We start from the raw sequence: 21115 nt of genomic DNA on the forward strand, positions 1-21115 counted from the left end.
TTTTCCCGCCCAGAGGGCGGCGTTACGTAAGTTCTCAAAACCATTAATTATATGGAAATGCGGGGTGTTTGGATACCGAATACTGATTGTAAGGTTCTTAATTCTAAGCAACGCATTAGTGAGGCTGTAGATTTTTTAGCAAGAACGGGATTTAATGTAATATTTCCTGTGGTTTGGAGTAAGGGTTTTACGGTTTATCCTTCTGAAATTATGAGGAAGGAATTTGGGGTTGAGATTGACTCGCGCTACAAAGGTCGCGACCCTTTAGCGGAAATGATTGTTGAAGCAAAACGGGTAGGAATTAAGGTGATTCCTTGGTTTGAATATGGATTTGTAAGTTCTTATAATCTTAATGGCGGCCATTTGTTGGCGAAGAAACCGGAATGGGGGGCGGTCGATCGTAATGGCAATTTGCTTAAGAAGAATAATTTTGAGTGGATGAATGCTTTAGATGGGGAAGTGCAGGATTTTTTGCTGAGTTTAGTTTTGGAAGTGGCGAAGAATTACGATGTTGATGGGGTTCAAGGTGACGATCGCTTTGCACTTCCCTGTGAGGGTGGGTATGATGGTAAAACTGTTGAGCTTTACCGCGAGATGTGCGATCGCGATCCGCCGCAGAATGCTAAAAATGGGCAATGGTTACAGTGGCGTGCGGATATTATCACTGATTTTTTGGCTCGTTTGTATCGGGAGGTGAAAGCGATTAATCCAAATTTGCTGGTATCAATGTCGCCAAGTCCTTATGATTGGGGTTTGATTGAATATTTGCAAGATAGTAAAGCTTGGGTTGAGAGAAAGTTAGTGGATATGATTCACCCGCAGTTATATCGTCGCGATTTTAAGAGTTATAAACAACTGGTGGATAAATTAGTTTTGCAGTTCACTGCTGAGCAATTGGAGTGTTTTTCTCCGGGGATTTTGTTGGTAAGTAGGGGTACGTCTTACCGTATTAGTCCTGAGCATTTGTTGCAGGCGATCGATTACAATCGTGCTTGTGGAATTAAAGGTGAGGTCTTCTTTTTTTACCAAGGTTTGCGAGATAATAATGATGAATTGGCTGAGGTATTGCGAAATGGGCATTATGCAATGATTTGAGGATGTAGTCGATGTGAAATGTTTGTCTTTGCGAGGTACGAAGCAATCTCTAGTCCGGCAGTTATCGCGCTGTAATAGGCAGAATTCTAACTCTAGAGCGCGTTTCATCTACAGAAATTAATGCCCCCGACTCAATTTGTGACTCGAATTGATGCAACACTTCCACAATCAAACTCTCTAAATTGGCAGGCAGTACGTCTTGAATACGCACTTGAATTACACTGGGAGCATCAGCTTGGGTGGCGGCTAGCAGTGCGCCAAAATCTAAGTCGTGAGTGAAAACTGCATAGCCATTCACCCGCGCCCAGTTCATAATAACGCGATCTGTAGCACGAGGATCGCCGACTGTAGACCAATGAAGAGACTCTATTCCATATTTATCAAATACGAGAGTCCATTCAGGTGAGAGGTTCATGTCAATCAAAATTTTCACGCTATTTTGATAGGAATTTCCACTTCTTCAACTCGCCACGCTGCATAGGCAAGCGCTTCGTATATATCTGCTTCTTCCAGGTAGGGATAAGCTTGCAAAATGCCGGAAAGTGAGTGTCCCGATGCCATCAATCCGACTATCGTACCAACAGTGACTCGTAAACCGCGAATGCAGGGTTTTCCGCCCATTACTTGTGGGTTAAGGGTAATTCTAGTCAGTTGTTTCATGGTTTTCAACTACTCGGTTTTAACTATTGTATAGCTAGGGGCTAGGGGAAGAAGGGAAATTAATGCCATCAGACGCAAGCTAAGCGAAGAAGCGCGATCGCGCTTTGCATCTGTCGCCTTTGCAAGTGTGGGCGACAGATGACAAAGATTAAGCGATCGCCATTAATAACTAATTTGCAAAGTCACCGACGCTTCCACCTGCTGTTCCCCTCCGACTACAGGAGTCGCAGCATCCTTATCATTGCGTGCGGCAGCAAAACGAGGCTGAAATATTGGTGGTGGGGGACTCGCACCATTCACCTGAACGCTGACAATCTCACCCCGCTTGAGGTTCAGCGCCCCCAAAACCGCATCCGCTTGAGTTTGAGCATCCTGAGTTGCCTCGCGTAGCGCTTGCTGCTGGGCCGATGCGATCGCACTTTCCGCCGCCACAAAACTCACCCCATCAATTCGCGTCGCCCCCGCCTTCACCGCATCATCCAACAAAGTCCCCGCAGATTCAGTATTGATGCGAAAACTAACAGTATTAGTAGCAACATATCCTATCAACTTTTGCTGATTATTCTCATAGTTGTACATAGGATTGAGCGTAATCCCAGTAGTTTCCAACTTGTCTACATTACGCGATCGCAACAGCGACACCACCGCCGCCGATCGCCTCGCCGCTTCCTGCTGTACCCCCGCCGCCGTTTGTCCCTGCACCTCAACCCCCAGACGCACTTGAGTTAAAGTAGTAGGAATTGCTTCAATACCTCTACCAGTTACCGTCAGCGTTCTCAGGCGTTGTTCCTGCGCCATTGCAGGGTCTAAACCAGTAAAACTGATCAAACTCAAAGTTAAACATAAAGCTGTCAACAAACTCCGGGGTTTAATTTGGTAGGCAGATGCGTTAATTCGATTCATAAACCTTATTCTCCTCACATAGGACAGATGGCATACTCTTACTGTGCCATCGCCATTAGGACATATCCGGTCGGTTACACTTTTCGCAACTTAAAGCTTGCTCCACCTCAGTCTATCTCTGAACAGGCCGATTTTTGGAAAAAAATATTTTTTATGAAGATCGGGTATTTTTTGCCTATACTGTCTTATATTTATAAAAATCAGGATTTACCCACTCACTACCATTTTCTGTCATTAGGAATCAAGCACAGCGCAGTAGCAAGGGTAGGAAGCCAACCCAAAGCAATGCCAAATTTTGATGATTCGTGAGCAATGCTTAAGTCCTGAAATTTAACTTCTAGCTCAGAGGTGATTGAATGACTTGGTTTTTTATTACTCCTTTAGCAATTGCTCTCGCAGTGATTTTTCTCTTTAAGAATTGCGCTAACGAAGCCGCATATTTGGCAGGTTCAGTTGTCATACTCAGCTTAATTACGAGTTTATTTTTAGCACCTTGGCAAATCAAGGCATTGCTGTTAATACTCGTAATTTTAGCCAGTAGATGGCTATTGGAGTCAGTTCACCCTGTTGATGATGAAGACCAGAAAATTAACCTCATTTATCGCGGTGCTAACTACGAATTTAACCCTCCCTCAGTTGAAGTCAGCGATGGAGAGAGTACAGGCAAATATCGCGGTCAAATTTGGAGAACTCCGAAGTTTAAACATCATATTGCGGTCACAACGGGGATTAAATATCGGGGTGCTATTATTAAACCAGAACAAATCACCGACCCTACATTAGAAAAAGATGCGAATCTGGAATAATTAATTCTGGCGAGTTAGCAAGTGCGATCGCTGATTCAGATTGCTGAGTACATATCAAACCATTCAGTCATGCAGTCATTTAAACAACTCGCCAGGAAACTTAAACAAGAAACTTATGCAGTGTATTTGGCAAGTATCGATCGTAGATTGCCTTGGTATACGAGGACTATTGCTGCGATTATAGTTGCTTATGCTTTCAGTCCAATTGATTTGATTCCAGATTTTATACCAGTCATCGGCTATCTGGATGACTTGCTAATTGTACCGCTAGGAATTTGGCTGGTACTAAAGATGATTCCGCCACATATTTTATCCGAGTGTCGGGAAAAAGCCGCAGTAGAAATTGCTGATAAGAAGCCGATAAATTGGGTAGCTGCGGGTGTAATTATCGCGATTTGGTTTCTATTAGGAATTTTAGCGGCGATTTGGGTTGGAGGCTTGCTTAAGCAAAATCTCTCTGTTAAATGATAAAATAGTTAAAAGTTGCAAAAATAGTGGTAAAAAACTATGTCAGAAGTCAGCCATGCACCAACACAACAGATAGCAAAACATCCTCTAGAAAATGTGTTTAAGAAATTAAAATATCTAGTGGAAAGTATGGAATTAGAACTTGAAGTTGCCCCCCACGACTACAAGGCGCATCAAGATTTATTGCGAAGAACTATTAAAGCTGCTGAGAGCGGCCTTCAGATACCGGATGAAGCTTGGCCTGATAGTGAAAAAGATATTTCCAGGGAACCAAAAGAGCTAACTAAGGAAGACTTGGAATTTCTAGAGAGCACTACTGACTGGCCAATAGTAGTAGAAATAGGCCAAGAGATTGACGATGAAGCTTTAGATAATTGGTTGAAACAACGTGGCTACAAAATCTAATTACTTGGTCAAGATTAACCCCCTGGTAAACACGCAAGACTTACCAAATTTACCAGAACAGCTACAGGAAGAATTTTCAGGTTATCAGCTTGTTTTGGCTAAGAATCCTTATCAGCCGCGCGGCGTACCAAGTCACGATCTAGACGGTAGACTGAATGGCTACCGCACTTTAGATATAAATTGGGATGGAATTGCCTATCGGCTGGTTTATCGAATATATGAGTCCCCAACTCCTAAACGGGTATTTATTGTTAGTTTTGAGGAACACGATCCTGCTTACGATAAAGCCAAAGAGCGTACTGGTAGAGTTAGGTAAAAAGGGGGAAACGGCGCAAGCAGTTAGCAATTAACTACTATCTATCACCGCATAGAGTATACAATTCACGTAGAAAATGTTAGTCTAGTCTATAGACATTATCTACATCTCTTGCAACAACGCCTTGGGGCCCGCACTCACAGCCATGACACAAACTACTGATTTTCTCAGCCAACTCAACCCCTCACAGCGTCAATCCGTCGAGCATTTTTGCGGCCCATTATTAGTAGTAGCAGGCGCAGGTTCCGGCAAAACGCGGGCGCTAACTTATCGAGTTGCTAATTTAATTCGCACCCATCGAGTCGATCCTGATAATATTCTCGCCGTAACTTTTACGAACAAAGCGGCGCGGGAAATGAAAGAGAGAATAGAGAAATTGTTTGCAACTGGGCAAGCTGAGGCGAAATATGGTAAACCATTAGAAGCATTAGCACCTGATGAACAGGCAAGACTGCGATCGGGGGTTTATAGAAATTATATCAAACCTCTGTGGGTAGGTACATTTCACAGTCTTTGCGCTCGGATTCTCCGCTACGACATCGAGAAATTTCAAGACGAAAAAGGTCGTCGCTGGCGGAAAAATTTCTCGATTATCGATGAATCAGATGCTCAAAGTCTGGTGAAAGATATCGTCACCCGACAGCTAAATCTGGACGACAAAAAATTTGAACCCCGTAATGTTCGCTACGCAATTAGCAATGCTAAAAACCAAGGATTATCCCCCAGAGAAGTTGAATTAGAACAGCCTAATTACCGAGGAAAAGTAATCGCTGATGCCTACAATCTTTATCAAGATGCCCTCGCTGCCAACAACGGGCTAGATTTTGACGATTTAATCAGAGTGCCAGTACAATTGTTCAATCAAAACGAGTCAGTATTGGGTTATTGGCATCAAAAATTCAACCACATTTTAGTAGATGAATACCAAGATACTAACCGCGTCCAGTATGACTTAATTCGCCTGTTAGCCACGAATAACGAAGATCCTAAAACCTTTGCAAACTGGGAAAGACGCTCGATTTTTGTAGTTGGTGATGTCGATCAAGCGATTTATTCTTTCCGCATGGCAGACTTTAAAATTTTGCTCGATTTTCAGAAAGACTTCGGCGACGGATTGGCGGACGACGACACCCGAACAATGGTAAAATTAGAGGAAAATTATCGCTCCAGAGACAACATTTTACACGCCGCTAACGCCCTAATTGAAAATAACACGGAACGCATTGATAAAGTATTACGTCCCACTCGCGGCGAGGGAGAACCGATTTGGATAGAGCGTGCGGATGATGAAATTCAAGAGGCAGAATTTGTCACCAATGAAATTACTGGAATGGCTCGCAAAAACCCCGAATTAAAATGGGGAGATTTTGCTATATTATACCGTACAAACGCCCAATCTCGCAACTTTGAAGAGTGCCTAGTGCGGTGGAGCGTACCTTACAATTTAGTTGGCGGTTTAAAGTTTTATGACCGAAAAGAAGTTAAAGATGTGTTAGGATATTTGCGGTTAATTGTTAATCCTGCCGATACTGTTAGCCTGTTGCGAATTATTAATACACCGAGGCGCGGTATTGGTAAAGCTACCACAGATAGATTAGTACAAGCTGCTCAACAATTGAATATTCCCCTGTGGGATATTCTAGTTGATGAAGAATCTGTTAATACTTTAGCAGGGAGGACAGCTAAGCCGATAATTGAATTTGTGCGGACGATCAGAAAGTGGCAAGAACAAGTGGAAAACACATCTGCTTCTGAGGTTGTTCAAGGTATTTTAGAAGAATCAGGATATATTAATGATTTGAAAAACCAAGGCACTGATGAAGCAGAAGATCGCATAGAAAACATTAAAGAACTGTACAATGCAGTACAGCAATTTGAAGAAGAAAATGCCGAAGAAGCTAAACTGGAAAATTTCCTAGCAAGTGCGGCTTTGAGTTCGGATATGGATAGTATGAAAGAGGAAGAATCGCGGGTTTCTTTGATGACGCTACACGCGGCGAAAGGGTTAGAATTTCCAGTAGTATTTTTAGTAGGAATGGAACAGGGATTGTTACCACATTTTCGCAGTTTAGACGATCCTATTGCTTTGGAAGAGGAACGCCGACTTTGTTATGTTGGCATTACTCGCGCTCAGGAAAGGCTGTTTATTACTTATACTGTAGAGCGTCGTACTTGGGGAAATAAGCAGTTAGCTATTCCTTCGATATTTTTAGGGGAATTACCGAGGGAGTTTTTGAGTGGAAATGCGGTTAAGAAAAAGACAGGTAAAACGCCTGTTGCACAATCGCCAGTTAATAGTTTGAAAGGAAAAACTGGTAGTACAAAATTAACGGATTGGAAGGTGGGAGATAAAGTTGTTCATTCCTCTTTTGGAGTTGGACAGGTAACGTATATTTTAGGAAGTGGTGATAAATTTACTTTGGCAATTAAGTTTTCTGGTTCGGGTCAAAAAATTCTTGACCCAAAAACTACACTGCTGCAAAGAGTGAATTAATGATACAGCGGATTCCAGGTTTATGAAGTACACCCCAGAAACCGGGTTTATTCGCTTATTTATCGCCAGAAATCAGTTTTATTCAAGAAACCCGGTTTCTCTGTACCTCACTTAATAAGCTAAGAAATCAGCAGCAACGAGCAGTCTTTCTGGAGACAAGTCATCTATGTATTCTTTTACCTGCTGGCGAAGTTTCTGAGTGTTCATAGTTCATAATCATGGAAATTACTAAAGATGATTCATAAATTATAGCAGATTTATCAAAAATTAAACTCGCGATCGCTCTTTCTCTGTGCCTCAATCTTTCAATCTTTCAATCGCCAATAACGCCGTCCCATAGGCTGCTGCTGTGCTAATTGGTGTAATTATAGGTATTTTTAAAAGCCGCGAACGAATAGCAGTCCAAGTAGGATTTTTTGCACCACCGCCAGCAGTATAAACCCGTGTTAAAGGAGTTACACCGAACTCCTGCAATAATTGATATCCTCGCGCTTCAATCCGCGCTATACTTTCTAGCAAACCGTGTAAAAATTCTACTGAGTCATCGGGGCGAGGTTCTAGTTTTGGTGGTAAATTCGGGTCATTAATTGGAAAGCGATCGCCTGGTTTTAACAAAGGATAATAATCAAGTAAACTCTCTTGACTAGGATCGATTTTTTTGCTAAAATTATCCAATTCAGGATCAGTAAAAAAGTGGCGCAATACAGCACCGCCTGTATTAGAAGCACCTCCAACTAACCATAAATCACCTAATTTGTGACTGTAAATTCCATATTTAGCATTATCAACGCGGGTGTGGCTTAATAGTTTTAGCACTAGAGTAGAACCCAAGGAGGTACTAGCTTCGCCGGGAGATTTCGCGCCACTAGCTAAAAATGCTGCAATGCTATCTGTTGTACCCGCACGAACTATACAATTAGGGGGGAAAGAAAAGCGATCGCGAATTTCTGTTGTTATTTCCCCTACGATCGTACCTGGCGCGAGAACTTCTGGTAACTGAATGGTGATATCGGGAATAGTGGCGATCGCATCTTTCAACCATTCCGGGTAACATAGATTAGCTACGTCATAACCCAATTTCAAAGCATTATGATAGTCGCTGACACCTAGTTTACCGTGTAGTAAAAAACCCAGCCAGTCAGCTTGATGCAGGAAATAAAGCCTCTGAGAGACAGATAACTTAGATAACTTATTTGTTAAATCCGTTGCTAACCAGAGAAGTTTTGCCAGACTAGAAGTAGCACTTAATACTGTGTGGTTAGGAGGCGCGTAGGCGTAGCCAGCCGCAAGCATCGCACTTAGCTTATCCATCATCGCCACCCCTCGCGCATCATTGTAGAGCATCGGCGCAGCCACAGGCGTACCGTTAGCGTCGCATAGCATTACAGTTGAAGATGTACCATCAATCGCGATCGCTTTCACTTCACGGCGGATTTCTAGGGGAATTTGCGCGATGAGAGAAAACAGCGCACTCTGCCAAATCGAAGATAATTCAAATTGTCGAGTTTGTTGTCGGTTTGAGGTAGGCGCGTAGGCGTAGCCAGTCGCAGGCATCGCGTTTTGGGAACCCTCAAAAGGATAACAAACCTCTGCATGGATTTTACCACTAGCATCAATTGCTATAGCCCGCGCCCCTGAAGTGCCGAAATCTAGCCCAAGGTAAAAGTTCATTACGAATCTGCTCTCTATGTCCCGATTACGCCTAACTGTTACAGTTCCTTACGATTTGAACAGACAAGGAACCTCTGAGTGATACTATGCCGTAAAAATCTTCAGAAATATCTATGGCAGAACAACTCACTGGACAACCCCCCATTTTCGGCGGCAGCACCGGCGGCTTGCTGACCAAGGCGCTAGTCGAAGAAAAGTACGCTATTACTTGGACTAGCACCAAGGAACAAGTGTTTGAGATGCCTACTGGTGGCGCGGCCATTATGCGTCAAGGCGACAATCTGCTGTTTTTACCCCGTAAAGAGCAGTGCATAGCTTTAGGCGGTCAACAACTGCGGGCCAAGTTCAAAATCACGAATTACAAGATTTACCGTGTTTTCCCCGACGGTTCAAACGAGTACCTGCATCCCAAGGATGGCGTTTTCCCTGAGAAGGTGAACGAAGGCCGCCCCAAAGTAGGTAAAGTTGACCGTAATATCGGCAGTAATCCCGACCCGATTACTGTGAAATTTACCGGTAAGAAGACCTATGATGTCTAAAATGGACATCATCGGCAATTTCTTTGGGATTTTCCCCAGTTGTTAAGGCATTGCTCAAATTCAGCCCCAGCGGGTTCATCCTGCTGGGGTTGAATTAAATAAATCTCAAAAAAAGCTTGACATTAAAGAAAAGGCTGTGCTAAGTTTATAAATCGTGCGGACGCATAGCTCAGTTGGTTAGAGCACTACGTTGACATCGTAGGGGTCACAGGTTCGAGTCCTGTTGTGTCCATTGATTTAAGGGTTCATCTGCCGGATGTCACGTGGCAATTTTATTTGTCGAGTGTCAAATTATTTGTCCGCGTTGACAGATTGTTGTCCGTATTGACAAATTAATGTCATTATCTTCTGAGGACACAACAGGACTCGCTTTCAACCCACCTTCGCAATTTTAATCAGACGTAACTTATCAGTAAGCCATCTTTTTATTTTTCAACCCACCCCTAATCGGAATGGCCATTGAAACTCTCAAAGAAATGCAAGATTTGGTTGGTATTCAAGGGACTTTCAACCCACCCCTAATCGGGATGGCCATTGAAACTTCTAGCTGTAGAAAGCCAAGAAGATTATTCAAAGGTAACCTTTCAACCCACCCCTAATCGGGATGGCCATTGAAACTATTGTGACTAGAGCAAAAGGACAATCAAAAGCCTTTCAACCCACCCCTAATCGGGATGGCCATTGAAACTCTGTGAGCTTAACCCCTTACCTACACTAGCTTTCCAGAAACAATTTCGTAAGGCGCGAAAATTTCACTCTGAAAACTGTCGTAACTAAAGGGTTGACCATCCCAGAAAAAGCCCAAACTTACTCTGGCTATAAATTTCAGGAGATTCGTGAGGGTACTAGGGATTTGGCTCCCGCTTAGGTTCACGAAAAAAATTAAGGTGGGTTCCTCCTTGGTCGGAGGTGATTGAGTAGCCACCACTGCGGTAAACCCGCACCCTTATTACTGGGGGCGCACCTAATTCCTATCCACAAGGGATAGCAGCTTCGGGGTGGGCAGCTACCAGGGTCAGAAAGCACAACGGTCTTCCAACCGTCAAACTAACCCTCATTTATCACCGATCAGAGGCTCTTGCAAGCATGATCGGCGGCGCTATTAATTATTCTACTTTCAAGGTTCGGGTATTTGTCAATCAAATTTTGGCACGCGACTGATAAGATGCGATCGCCATTTCTCTTGCCTTTTCCTGGGGGCTACCTCGAACTGGTTGCTGTCCCTCTTCGATCGCAATCCCAATTTTTGCAGCTTGACTCTTGATACATTCTATCAATCTGCCGTAGCTCCACTGATGAATGCTAACGCGGTACTGTTTAGCGTAGTTTCGCTGTCCTTCTAGGTATTCTGGGCATTTTTGTTCGGCTAAGGCTTGAATTTCGCTTTGGACTATTTCTCGCATATCGCCGAGTTTGGGCAAGACAATACTGCTGGCTTGATAGGTTTGGGCGATCGCGACAATCTCTTTGGCTAGCAATCTATCTACATATTCCCCTAACTCCGATTCTCCAAAATGGTTATAGGCAGCCTGTTTTTGGGCGCTGCGTCGCTGTTGGGAATTTCGCTGTTTTTCCTGTCGCTGGCGGTTGAGTAAGTGGTAATTTTTACCGAGTAGCTGTTTAACACTGCGGTAAGTTAGGGCTTGAGAGGCGATCGCATCCACTACGGCAACGGTAGCAGGTTTTTCTAAGCCTAAGCTAACACCAACGAGGATATGAGGTTGCCCTTGATATAAAGGTTTACTGGGGCGCGGGAAGGGGTTATTAATCCGAGTTAATGTAGAGCTTTTACGTTGGATAAAGGCTTGCTGATTTTCGTTAAGGTTGCCTTTTTCTTTGGCTTTAGTGAGGACTTTGGCAATTTCGGCGGCTTTTTCTTCCTTAACTTGTTCTGTGCCTTCGGCTGTCCAGAGGCGAGTATCAACGGTGCAGTAAAGCGTTAAGCGGTGGAGGTTCCAGGGTTCGCCTTTTCCTTCTCCTTCTTGCCAAGCGATGCGGCCGGTGCGGAGGGTGAAGAGGCTGCTAGAATGTTGGTTTTTACTGGCTCGTTTGATTTGTTGGTCTTCTAGGAAACGCTCGAACCACAGGATTTGACGTTGATCGCAGTAGATTTGAAAACTATGTTCGCTTAAGCCGTTGAATTTGACGCAAAGGCGGTTGGAGGTGTTTTTAAACCAGGTTAGGTCTTCGTTGGTTTCGTAGGTGACGGGGAAGGGTACGGCGCTGGATTGTTTCAAAAGGCGGTCTTGCCAGGATTTGGCTTGGGCCTCGGTTTCGGGGACGGTGGTAGATGCGATCGCTAATGTTTCTAGCCATTGGGCGTTTGTTAAGTCTCGACCTTTGGGCATTCTGGCGGTTAGCTGTTCGGTGAGGCGCTGAATTTGGATTTCGACTCGGCGGCGACGTTTGGCAAATTTTTCGGGGTCTTCTTCTTTGTCGGTGAGTTTGCAGCCGTTTTTGAGCAAGTAGGCGATCGCGCTTCGGGTCAAAGTGTCTTCACTTTGGCGGTAGGCTGCAAATAAGCTGTGAGATTGAGTGCGATCGCTTTCTGAAGCTTTGGGTTTTTTGGCTTTTTTACCTGTGTTTTTGGGTTTTGGGGAGTCTGGCTGGGCGGTTAATTGAGTCAAGATTTCTGTGGCTTGATGGCGGAGAGTTTCTAGGGTGACACCGCTAGTTTCTACGAGTTCAGCATCACTTTTGAGCATTTCTAGCCAGCGGGTTTTGCCTTCTAGTTGGTATTGCAACCGCTTCATTAAGGCGAACCAAGATTTGTAGATGTAGTTGACCAGCGCGATCGCACTCATGTAAAAACGGCTGGGTTGACCTGCATAGCGGGGGTCAGTTTTGAGGGATTCGTAAAGCTGTTTGATTAGTCCTGGGGGGAGTTTGCCGTTTTGTCGCCAGGTTAGGAAGTCGGGATGTTGACCGACTCGTTCTAGGAGTTCGTTGATTAGGGGGGTGTTTTTTTGTGCCATTAACTCCCAGAGTTGACGGCGGGTGGACTCGTTGGCGATTAGGCGACACTGGATCGTAATTTGGCTCATCGCTGCTTTTAACGCTAATGTTTCAATACTAACATAAATGTATAAATTAGCGCTCCTGTAGAATGAAGTTCATGGAAGAGCGCTTTTTTACGAGTAAGCAGGCGGCCGAGATCGCAGGCTGTACGTTACGTCAGTTGCAATATTGGCGTGAGAGTGGGGTTGTTGTCCCTGTGATTACGGAAACGGGGACGGGGAGGAGTATTTATTACTCTGTGGGAAATTTGGTGGAATTGGCGGCGATGGTTTATTGGCTGTCGGTGGGTTTTACCTTTGAGGTGGCGCGGGAAGTGTTGAAGACGCTTAAGGAGGAGTATCCGGGGTTTTTGAGCGATGGGGAGCAAAAACGGTTAATTTTTGTCAAAGAGTCGCAGGCAGGAGCGGCCAAGTTGGTAGAGTTCGATGTGGAGAAGGTAGTAGCAGCTTGGGCACAGGGGAAGTTTGTAGTGCCTGTTTGGTTAGATGTGATTTATGGGCGGTTGCGTGAGAAGGTGAAGGGGTAGGAAATGGCTGACTTTACCACTAATTAAAAAATTCAAGGCAACTTTCAACTGCTTCTACAGCTTCCTTACAATGCTTCGTAGAAAGTTTACCTTGCTTTTGTCGCCATACAGTATACCCTGAATTACCTTTAACAGTAACTAATTCTCCCGTCTGAGTTATATTCCATTCTCCTTGAGTCACCAAACGAACAATTAACTCAGGGCCATCTTCTATTTTGTTTATATAGAATAACTTCCGAGCCGCATCTTGAGTTATGAGATGATCGCCCTTTGTATCTATGGCAACAATATATTTTTCAGTCCATACAAGAAAGTCAGGATAAAAAGTATTTGTATCCCCATAATCAAGCAAAGGTATTCCAAATCCACTTTGAGCCGGATTTCGACACCAAACTCGTTTCGTTTTATCTATTGCCTTAGCAAATTCGAGCTCGAAACCGTTTAGATCGCTGTAACCTTCATGTATAGAATTGTGGAAACGAACAAGGGTATTTTCGTCAACAGCAATTTTTTCCACTCTGTAAGGGTGATCTAAAGCATTCTGTACGATCTCAGAATTTTGAATATAAGCATTGATGATGTTTTTAGCTGCATCCCGAATACTGTCAGCAGCAGGGCTATAATATTCTACCAGTGCGTCAAATTTAGGATGCTCAATATCACACAGGTTGATGGGATTACGCTGACGCTCACCATGATTGGAGAAAAGGCGCTGGATTTCGCGGCGCAATATCCATCGAGCCGTAACACGATTACTATGCTCTAAGTCAATCCATTCTTCCTGTACTTTCTTGCCAGAACCTATTGTTTGCAGGATTTGAATGCGACTTCCTTTTCCTACAGTGTTTATCTTGTCTTGAGTGTAATTGTGTATCCGTTCAACAATTTTTCTAATTGGTTCTTGAGCCGCTTGGGAATAAACCGAAACTGTGGGAACTTCTTTATTTTTACGCGGTTCCTTATAAGGCTTATCACCGCCCTTAACGCCTTTACGGACAGTTATTGATATTTCTGGGCAATCAGTGGCGAGTTTTTTACCAACATCCATCAGTATTTCTTCAAAAACCCTTTTTTCATCAGTTCGTATATAAAAATGAGCAGTGTTGAGATTAGAAGGTGGATAATGCTGTGCTCCCGGCTGTCGCAATACTCGACCAATAACTTGAGTCACTTGATCGGGAGATCCCATATCTTTATCTATGTAAGCGAAGCAGCATTCTGGATCGTCCCAACCCTCTTGAAGACTGAGATTAAAAATGATGTGCCGAAAACCTCCAACTATGAATTGGTCATAATCAGCATCACCGCCAGAAAATAAATTAAAACTTGGTGGTGGGGGAAATTTTGAATCGAATTTCAAATCACAGTAAACAGCAATTTGGGCTGGATCAATACCTGCCTTCTCAACTAAATACAACCAGATTAGGATTGGGCGAGCCATGCGATATGAAAACGGCCTAACCATATCGTCTCGGATGGAAACACCGTCTACAGCATTAGTATTGCTAACATAAATTGCTTTCGGAATGAAGCCAACACCTAAAGCAGAAGCATCTGATGTTGCTTCTGCCATTTCACGGAGCATTTCTTCAACAGCGATTTCCATCGGTGTGATATAGCCACCGAGCATAATGCTTTTCTTGATGAGGCCCGAAGCAACTACTTCAGAACTCCGAACTGCTGTTACAAAATCAGAATCCTTCCAGTGCTTATCTTGCTTTAACCGTTCAATGGTTGGAGCGAGTGCGTCAGGGATTCGCATGGTAGCACTGGCGACAATAAGTGCATCGGGGGCAAGTTCTAGTAAGAGTTCAGTTTGCTGATTTGAGAGGTTATGACCTTCATCATAGACGACAATAAACGGGCGGCTGAGTCCCTTGCTATCCTTACGGGATTTTAATAAGTCCCATAATGACTGATTGGAAACATCAAGTTCAACTCGGAAAATTTTGCGATCTCCTTGAGCCTTATCTTTCTGGTTGAACTTACCGACAGTGGCAACAAGGAGCAGTCCCCTATTTGAGTTCTCAACGTCGTCGGGACAACAATCTAAGAGCGGCTTGATATCATAATCCCCTAGCAAACCTGCATATTTTCCAGTTGATAGGTTTGCGTAGGTTTGCCAGACAACAACTCGTCCTTTAGAAAGCCAGAGAACAATTGGCTCAAGTGAAAGGCGATTTCTAATTTGCACAACTGCATCAGCGAGTATGAGTGTTTTCCCGCTACCTGTAATCGCCGACAAATTTTGGTAGAAAGGCACCAATTTTGTTCGCGTAACTGTCAGTGGATCTTGGTAGTATTGCCAAAAACGCTCTGCTATTTGTGCTGAAGCTATCGCTTGGAAAGTAAAAAGATCCATTAATAATCCTCCTCGCTGTCGTCCTCATTAAACCGATCGCTATTTTCATTTAGCCCCAAGTGGGCAAGAATTTTATCCGGGATCTTCCAGAACTGTACGTTTGGTGATTGATAGACCTCATACCTAGCATATACGTGGTAGGGGGGAGTCAGCCCAGCTTTTTTGGCATCACTGAGGACAATCCGGTAACTCTCAGTATCTAATTGTCCGACAGGCCCGCCATTATTCCAGATAATAAAGTATCCTTCTCCTCGATCATCCTTTCCAACCAAGTAGGTGTACTTCGGATCGTCGATTCGGATTAGATTAGGGCTGTTGCGCCGCTCTGTCTCCCAATGGGACGTGATTACCACATCAATAAGTTCATCCCGCTTCATTGAAAGAACTACTTTAGCGTCAATTTGGCTGGTCAAGCGCCTAAACTCAAAACCACCGCCTAATGGTTCTACCACATTGACTACTCTGCCGTCTTTGTCAGGACGCTCACCTGTAATGGCATTTTTAAGACGTTGCCAAGTAAGTGTACGGGCGTATTTGTCCCCGTTATCTGGACTTCCTTGCTCAATCAGAATGAAGCGGCGTTGAGAGCCAGCCTCTTTGTTCAACTCAAGCACAGCTTGTCCAGTGGTTCCCGAACCAGCGTAAGGATCAAGGACTAATCCATGATTAGGACACCAAAGCTGAATAATTTTTTTGAATAACTTAAGTGGCTTCACCGTATCAAAACCATGTCCTTTGCCTACAATAGAATCTAGCTCGTTTATCCCAGATTGGCTGTGACCCGATTCTTCATGTTCCCAAGATTGAACTTCTAGTCTAAGGGGTTCTTCATAATCTTCGTCAGCCCAATATGTCATTGGTACACGACCCTTTTTAACATCTTTTAGGTATCGCTTGATCCGCAATCCTCCTTCTCCGTCTGAGCGGAATATAATTTGAGGCCATACTTGATTATCACGAATGGCAATAGCACGTTCCCTTGCTTCTTTCAGCACAGAAGGTGGAGTAGTTAGTTGACCATTAAAAAGGGTAGTTCCTTTCAAAACTATGGAGGGAAGCGTTGCCTTTGGATCTTTTAAAAAAACATACTCACTACCCCATTCTTCCAAGCATTTCTTAATCTCAGACTTCTTTTTACTCCATCTACGGCTTCCTGAAGGATATTGTATTTGTCCAGTAAAAGGGGACTGAATGCCGTAATCTTCTGGTTTAGGATGAGCTTTGGCGCTTAGGTCGCCATCTGTCCAGTCACCATTGGGATCATTGTCAGAGTTACTATATCGTGCATCCATCGCTTCTGTGCGTTCTAGCAAACCTGTTTTTGCTTTGTCTTTAGACTTTGCGTAAACTAATACATATTCTGTTGCAGTAGATACATGACTAGAATCATTTTTTGCTGAATATGTTTTCTGCCAATTAATTATGGCAATACGATTGCTCTCGCCAAATTCTTCATCCATCATCATCCCCAAGTGAAAAAGTTCGTTCTCATCAATGCAAATTGCCATGACTCCGCCAGGTTTGAGCATCGCCTTCATCATTTGAAGGCGTGGCATCATCGCTTTGATCCATTTGGTATGCCGTGAACCATCTTCCTTTGTAACAATTGTTCCTAAGTCGGGATCGTTTGGATCTCTATCCCAGCGATCGTTGTAGCGAAAATTTTGTCCAGTGTTATAAGGCGGATCGCTCAAAATCAGATCGACTTGGCCTTGGTACTTGTAAAGCGTGACCATTGCTTGCAAGTTTTCGCCTTCGATAAGTAGATTCTTTGATTGTTCTTCAGGCGCACCTACATGAAGCTTTTGTTCCCGCCTCATAACTCTCGGACGAACTTTTTTGGCAATCTCCATTGCCGAACGTTTGCCGTGAAAAGTCAACGCTACGCCGTTCCCTATTAAAGTCTTCACTAACTTGATTAGGTCATTGCGATCTAGCTGCTCTAAACTGTCATAAACTTCGGATGTACTGGGTACTGAATACTGAGATAAAGAAGGCATACTTTGCTGTGCTTGTATTACAAGTTTATTGTACTATAAACTGAAGCTAAATATCTTAAATTTTAATATTAGTTAATTTACATTTATAGTCATAGATATAATGCTTTGCTAAAGCTACTAAGTAAGCTTCTGATACTTTGCCATCTCAGCAAACTCCATAAAACAACGCTGACACCACCCATCCACCCACAAAGCCGGAATCTTAAACCTCGCCCCACAATTAGGACACTCCGACAACAACCTCAACCCATGCCGATCGCACCCCGTTGCCGTCTTAAACTGCCACTCAATCTTATGACAAGGCGACTGTGCATAACACGCCCCACACAACCGAATCGGTTCCAACTTCATCCCCACCCCAGCAGGCGGTAACATTTCCTGCAACCTCTCTGCTTCCACTCCTACCACTACCGCCAACGCCTCTAACTGCTGACGAAAAGGAGGCGGATTAAACCGAAACTTTTCCCAACGGGCGATCGCACCTCCCAATCCCACCATCTTACCCAACCCAGTCGGCGTTAACTCATTCGCCCGTCGAAACCGCCCCAAAAAATGACTCAAACTCTCACCCTCCAACGGTTCCACCCGAAACAGCCAAGACTGGATCTCGATCGCTTCCATCACTTGTACTCCCCAGCAACTTCCTTGAGAGTTTCCAAATCAATCCTTGATAACCCCTTCTTCAAAGCCCGAATCGCCGACTCCCTCAGAATCATATCCAATAGCCCCACATAACCCCCAGTTGCCTCCCCCAAAGCCTTCAGCATCGGCTTACTAGAAAGATTAGAAGCCACAGGTAACTGCAAAACCCTCTTTTCCCAAACCTCCACCGTCCGCTTAAACTCTTCCCCCGACAACTTACCAAACCGATGACTTGACCGAAAACGGTTATAAACCTGCTCATCCCGCTTAATCACCGCATCTAAGCGATCGGTTCCCACCAAAATCACCGGAATTTCCAATTTATCAAAAATATCCCGCACCTCAGCAAAGGTCTTTGGCTTAAACCGATCCGCTTCATCAATAATCAGCATCTCCACACCGCACCCCTTGAGCACCCGCATCGTGCGATCGCGAATCTCCGCGATCGTTCCCTTAACCACCTGATACTTCAAATGCTCAAGAATCACCCCAAACAACTCCTTCGCGCCACACTCTTGCGGAATTGCGATGTAAACCACAGGAACCTTTGGCGGCTGTCCTGGCTGCTGCTTAGGTATGTGTCGCAGCCTGTAAGCATCACACCCCATCGTTTTTCCCGTCCTCGACTCACCCACAACTCGCCCCGACTGCCGAGACTGTCGCTTTCCTTCCAACCAGTCATGGAGAATTTTCACCTGTTCCAACGGCACAAAAGTCTTACGATTCAACCTTTGAATTTCCGTTTGAATTGTCTCTTGATTAAGCGGGATATCGCCTAATTCCTTAGCAACTGCTTGGGCCTCTTGATGCGTCATTTTCTACCACCCGTAATCTTCGCGCATTTGTTCGTAATCAAATACTTCCGGCATTTCTGGTTCAGATTCACTGTGGTTCGATACCACTTCCTCTGCTTCCGGTTCCACAAATACAGGCTGTTTTGCCTTTCGGAGTTCCACCTGTTCTACCTTTTGCCGTTCCTTTCTCGTTTTCTTCTGAGTCAAGAAAGTTTCGCGATCGCGAACCTCTGCCAAAATCGAACGATTACTAACCGCCTTCCCAGCTTCCCGAACCTTGCGGCTACTAGCTTTCGCCTCATCTAAAGATAGTTGCTCTGTCTCCAAATCTTGAGCATAGGCACGAGCTAAAAATACTTCGCGATCGCCCTCAGTTCGATAGACCAAGACCGTTGTAATATCTCTAGGGTCATATCGCAGCGCAACGGTTTCTCCAGCGTATCCTGCCAAATTTTCGCCTCGATAAGTCAAGTTTTCAAACTGTAAATAGCCACCTCGATAAATCGAGCGCCGCGTCTGCTTCATCAAGCAAATATCTAAATCTCTCTCAGAAATTAGATTGGGAACAGCAATCAACCCTGCTTCCCACCGTTGAAACCGCGACTGGTCGCCCATTCGCGCATCAACACTCTGGTTGTATTTATCAACAATAAAGCGCACCAGCAGTTGTTCTAGCTCTCGCAGCGTCAAGGCAGCTTCTTTTTCTGCATCTTCGGGTCGCACTTGTACATTTGATCCTGTATATCCCGGCAACGTCGAGAATAACTCAGTGTTAAAAGTGCCAAAAGGACGCTCGACAATACCACCTTCAGAGGGGCGATCGCGTAAATGACAAACAAACCCTAACTGCACCCCAATCTGTTGCAGATGGTTAGAACGGAAATCCTTACCACCATCTGTATAAAAGTGTTCAGGTTTGCCATAAGTCCCCCATTCGCAATGGAGTTGATAATCTGAGCCATACTGCTTCGGTAAAATTGCATGGCGCAATGCCAGCGCTACCACCTGAGAACTTGGCGCATCAAAGCCCAAATTAATCCCTACAATGCAGCGGGAATAGGTATCAATCACCGTTGTTAACCAGGGACGACCTAAAAGCTGACCATCTCGATCTACCAACAACAAATCTGCACGGGTATGGTCACATTGCCAAACATGGTTGCTATACTCCACCGATAAATCTTTGCCATCACGAGTTTTAACTGATAGCCGCGATCCTCGCCATCCTCTACTCCTGACACTTTGCTTTTGCTCTTGCTGCTGGATAATTGGTTGCAGAACGCGATAAACCGTTCTGTAACTGGGGTAATCTTCCTGACCTAATTCTTGCGCCCTTGCCTGGACGCGAATCGCTACTTGGGCAGGGGTAATGCGTTTGCTACCTTTATTGCCCTCCTTGTAAGTTTTAAGGATGAAATCTTGCCAGTCAGCAGCAATGCGATGCTTTCCTTTGTCGGCGCGTTGATCCTGGTTAAGAGCTGCTAACCCTTCTTGCTCCCACTTAGCAACCAACCGTCGCACCGTTCGCACTGATACGCCCAGCTTTTCGGCTGCTTCTCTTTGCCTTTGCCCATAGGTATTGCGATCGCACGGTTCCATAAGATTCTGAATTATCTCTTGCTTAAGCTTTGCCTCATCTGAGAGTTCAGTCACTATCTCCTGAACTTCAGCAGAGCTAGCAGTTTCATCAGATGAATCGATCAGCATTTATACCTCCAAACAATTGTTGCATAGCGTTTTAAACATCAATGTTTGAATTGAAACATTTACGTATTATAAAGGAAAAGGACAAAAATGTGTCAATCGTTAAAAAACTGGTCAAAACAGCCGTTTTCAAGAAATGACAAAGAATTAGTCAATTTTTCTAGAGCGGACAATTAATTTGTCAAAGCTCTTTGTCGTCAAAGAAAGGTGTTAAAATAGCTCAAAGCCTTATTATATAAAGAGCGTGAAGGGGTAAAAGAAGTGGACAGTAATTTGGCAAGTGGACAAATAATTTGACACTCGACAATTTTATTCCTTAAATAAGCTCTAGCAATCAAATGGTAGAAAAAAGTGGTAGAACGACTGTTCCGACTGTTCATGTTGAAGCGGATAACGGAACCTTAAGATTGCGCTGGTCTTATCAGCGCAATCGGCGATCGTTAGGTTTGGGTCTACCAGTTCAGGGGGCGACAACGAGGCTAAAGCGGTTGCTGGATCAGCTTTATAGCTCTCAATCCCCTCTGATAAAATGATTTCTTATTGCGAACTAAACTCACCATAGACTCTACCCACTCCAATACTCCGCAATACTTCGGACAGTTTTTAAGCAGCTAAAGTACCATAAGACAGGAGTTCAGGAAAGTTCGGGTGATTTAAAATCAAATTCGGGTCTAAATCTAACTTATCAATAAAGGTAGAAAGCAGATGCCGA

At 44.2% G+C, this 21115-nt stretch carries 19 protein-coding genes, 1 tRNA gene and 1 CRISPR repeat array; of the genes, 10 read left to right on the forward strand and 10 right to left on the reverse strand.

Annotated features, from left to right (window positions below; translation table 11 throughout):
* Positions 1-51: 51 nt before the first annotated feature.
* A complete protein-coding gene (locus PY364_RS15235; protein ID WP_275523766.1) occupies positions 52-1095 on the forward strand; it encodes a family 10 glycosylhydrolase in 1044 nt (347 codons plus the stop codon).
* Between the two features lie 61 nt (positions 1096-1156).
* On the opposite strand, the gene PY364_RS15240 is transcribed toward PY364_RS15235, so the two are convergent.
* The 3 genes from PY364_RS15240 to PY364_RS15250 all read right to left on the reverse strand — a co-directional run bounded on the left by PY364_RS15240 (position 1157) and on the right by PY364_RS15250 (position 2658).
* Entirely contained in the window at positions 1157-1528 is a 372-nt protein-coding gene (locus PY364_RS15240) for a DUF5615 family PIN-like protein (RefSeq protein WP_275523768.1), read from the reverse strand.
* A complete protein-coding gene (locus PY364_RS15245; protein WP_275523770.1) occupies positions 1525-1755 on the reverse strand; it encodes a DUF433 domain-containing protein in 231 nt (76 codons plus the stop codon). The genes PY364_RS15240 and PY364_RS15245 overlap by 4 nt, the downstream gene beginning before the upstream one ends.
* Positions 1756-1917: 162 nt before the next feature.
* Positions 1918-2658, reverse strand: coding sequence for an SIMPL domain-containing protein (locus PY364_RS15250; RefSeq protein WP_275523772.1), 741 nt, complete (start codon positions 2656-2658; stop codon positions 1918-1920).
* Between the two features lie 356 nt (positions 2659-3014).
* On the opposite strand from PY364_RS15250, the gene PY364_RS15255 reads away from it, so the two are divergent.
* From PY364_RS15255 to pcrA, 5 genes are all read left to right on the forward strand, one after another.
* The gene (locus tag PY364_RS15255) at positions 3015-3464 is read left to right on the forward strand and encodes a DUF4278 domain-containing protein (RefSeq protein ID WP_275523774.1); all 450 of its coding nucleotides are present in this window, start codon (positions 3015-3017) and stop codon (positions 3462-3464) included.
* Between the two features lie 69 nt (positions 3465-3533).
* Positions 3534-3932 (forward strand): YkvA family protein, encoded by a 399-nt coding sequence (locus PY364_RS15260; protein WP_275523776.1) that lies wholly within the window; start codon positions 3534-3536, stop codon positions 3930-3932.
* Between the two features lie 39 nt (positions 3933-3971).
* Positions 3972-4337, forward strand: coding sequence for a hypothetical protein (locus PY364_RS15265; protein WP_275523778.1), 366 nt, complete (start codon positions 3972-3974; stop codon positions 4335-4337).
* A complete protein-coding gene (locus PY364_RS15270; protein WP_275523779.1) occupies positions 4321-4653 on the forward strand; it encodes a hypothetical protein in 333 nt (110 codons plus the stop codon). The genes PY364_RS15265 and PY364_RS15270 overlap by 17 nt, the downstream gene beginning before the upstream one ends.
* 145 nt (positions 4654-4798) lie before the next feature.
* On the forward strand, positions 4799-7147 hold the full coding sequence (pcrA, locus tag PY364_RS15275) for a DNA helicase PcrA (RefSeq protein ID WP_275523780.1): 2349 nt from the start codon (positions 4799-4801) through the stop codon (positions 7145-7147).
* A 297-nt stretch (positions 7148-7444) separates the two neighbouring features.
* On the opposite strand, the gene PY364_RS15280 is transcribed toward pcrA, so the two are convergent.
* Positions 7445-8818 (reverse strand): FGGY-family carbohydrate kinase, encoded by a 1374-nt coding sequence (locus PY364_RS15280; RefSeq protein ID WP_275523781.1) that lies wholly within the window; start codon positions 8816-8818, stop codon positions 7445-7447.
* A 113-nt stretch (positions 8819-8931) separates the two neighbouring features.
* On the opposite strand from PY364_RS15280, the gene PY364_RS15285 reads away from it, so the two are divergent.
* Positions 8932-9357, forward strand: a complete 426-nt coding sequence (locus PY364_RS15285) for a photosystem I reaction center subunit II PsaD (RefSeq protein WP_275523782.1) — start codon at positions 8932-8934, stop codon at positions 9355-9357.
* Between the two features lie 158 nt (positions 9358-9515).
* Positions 9516-9589, forward strand: a tRNA-Val gene (locus tag PY364_RS15290).
* A 197-nt stretch (positions 9590-9786) separates the two neighbouring features.
* Positions 9787-10046: direct repeats of the CRISPR family, unit length 38 nt; unit sequence CTTTCAACCCACCCCTAATCGGGATGGCCATTGAAACT.
* 450 nt (positions 10047-10496) lie between these two features.
* Here the strand turns inward: PY364_RS15290 and cas12k are convergent.
* The gene (gene cas12k / locus PY364_RS15295; RefSeq protein WP_275523784.1) at positions 10497-12401 is read right to left on the reverse strand and encodes a type V CRISPR-associated protein Cas12k; all 1905 of its coding nucleotides are present in this window, start codon (positions 12399-12401) and stop codon (positions 10497-10499) included.
* Positions 12402-12472: 71 nt separating this feature from the next.
* Between cas12k and PY364_RS15300 the strand changes: the two genes are divergently transcribed.
* The gene (locus PY364_RS15300) at positions 12473-12901 is read left to right on the forward strand and encodes a MerR family transcriptional regulator (RefSeq protein WP_275523786.1); all 429 of its coding nucleotides are present in this window, start codon (positions 12473-12475) and stop codon (positions 12899-12901) included.
* A 19-nt stretch (positions 12902-12920) separates the two neighbouring features.
* On the opposite strand, the gene PY364_RS15305 is transcribed toward PY364_RS15300, so the two are convergent.
* From PY364_RS15305 to PY364_RS15325, 5 genes are all read right to left on the reverse strand, one after another.
* Entirely contained in the window at positions 12921-15263 is a 2343-nt protein-coding gene (locus tag PY364_RS15305; protein WP_275523788.1) for a DEAD/DEAH box helicase family protein, read from the reverse strand.
* Positions 15263-17263 carry a site-specific DNA-methyltransferase gene (locus tag PY364_RS15310; RefSeq protein ID WP_275523790.1) on the reverse strand — a complete coding sequence of 667 codons (2001 nt, stop codon included), beginning with the start codon at positions 17261-17263 and terminating at the stop codon, positions 15263-15265. Before PY364_RS15310 ends, PY364_RS15305 begins: the two co-directional genes overlap by 1 nt.
* Positions 17264-17380: 117 nt before the next feature.
* On the reverse strand, positions 17381-17884 hold the full coding sequence (locus tag PY364_RS15315; protein ID WP_275523792.1) for a TniQ family protein: 504 nt from the start codon (positions 17882-17884) through the stop codon (positions 17381-17383).
* Complete coding sequence (locus tag PY364_RS15320) at positions 17884-18720, reverse strand: TniB family NTP-binding protein (RefSeq protein ID WP_275523793.1); 837 nt, start codon at positions 18718-18720, stop codon at positions 17884-17886. The genes PY364_RS15315 and PY364_RS15320 overlap by 1 nt, the downstream gene beginning before the upstream one ends.
* Positions 18721-18723: 3 nt before the next feature.
* Entirely contained in the window at positions 18724-20406 is a 1683-nt protein-coding gene (locus PY364_RS15325; RefSeq protein WP_275523794.1) for a Mu transposase C-terminal domain-containing protein, read from the reverse strand.
* 335 nt (positions 20407-20741) lie between these two features.
* On the opposite strand from PY364_RS15325, the gene PY364_RS15330 reads away from it, so the two are divergent.
* On the forward strand, positions 20742-20936 hold the full coding sequence (locus PY364_RS15330; protein ID WP_275523795.1) for a hypothetical protein: 195 nt from the start codon (positions 20742-20744) through the stop codon (positions 20934-20936).
* The last annotated feature ends 179 nt before the right edge of the window (positions 20937-21115 follow it).

The sequence above is a fragment of the Kamptonema sp. UHCC 0994 genome, assembly GCF_029167235.1.
In the GTDB taxonomy this organism is placed as follows: domain Bacteria; phylum Cyanobacteriota; class Cyanobacteriia; order Cyanobacteriales; family Microcoleaceae; genus Kamptonema.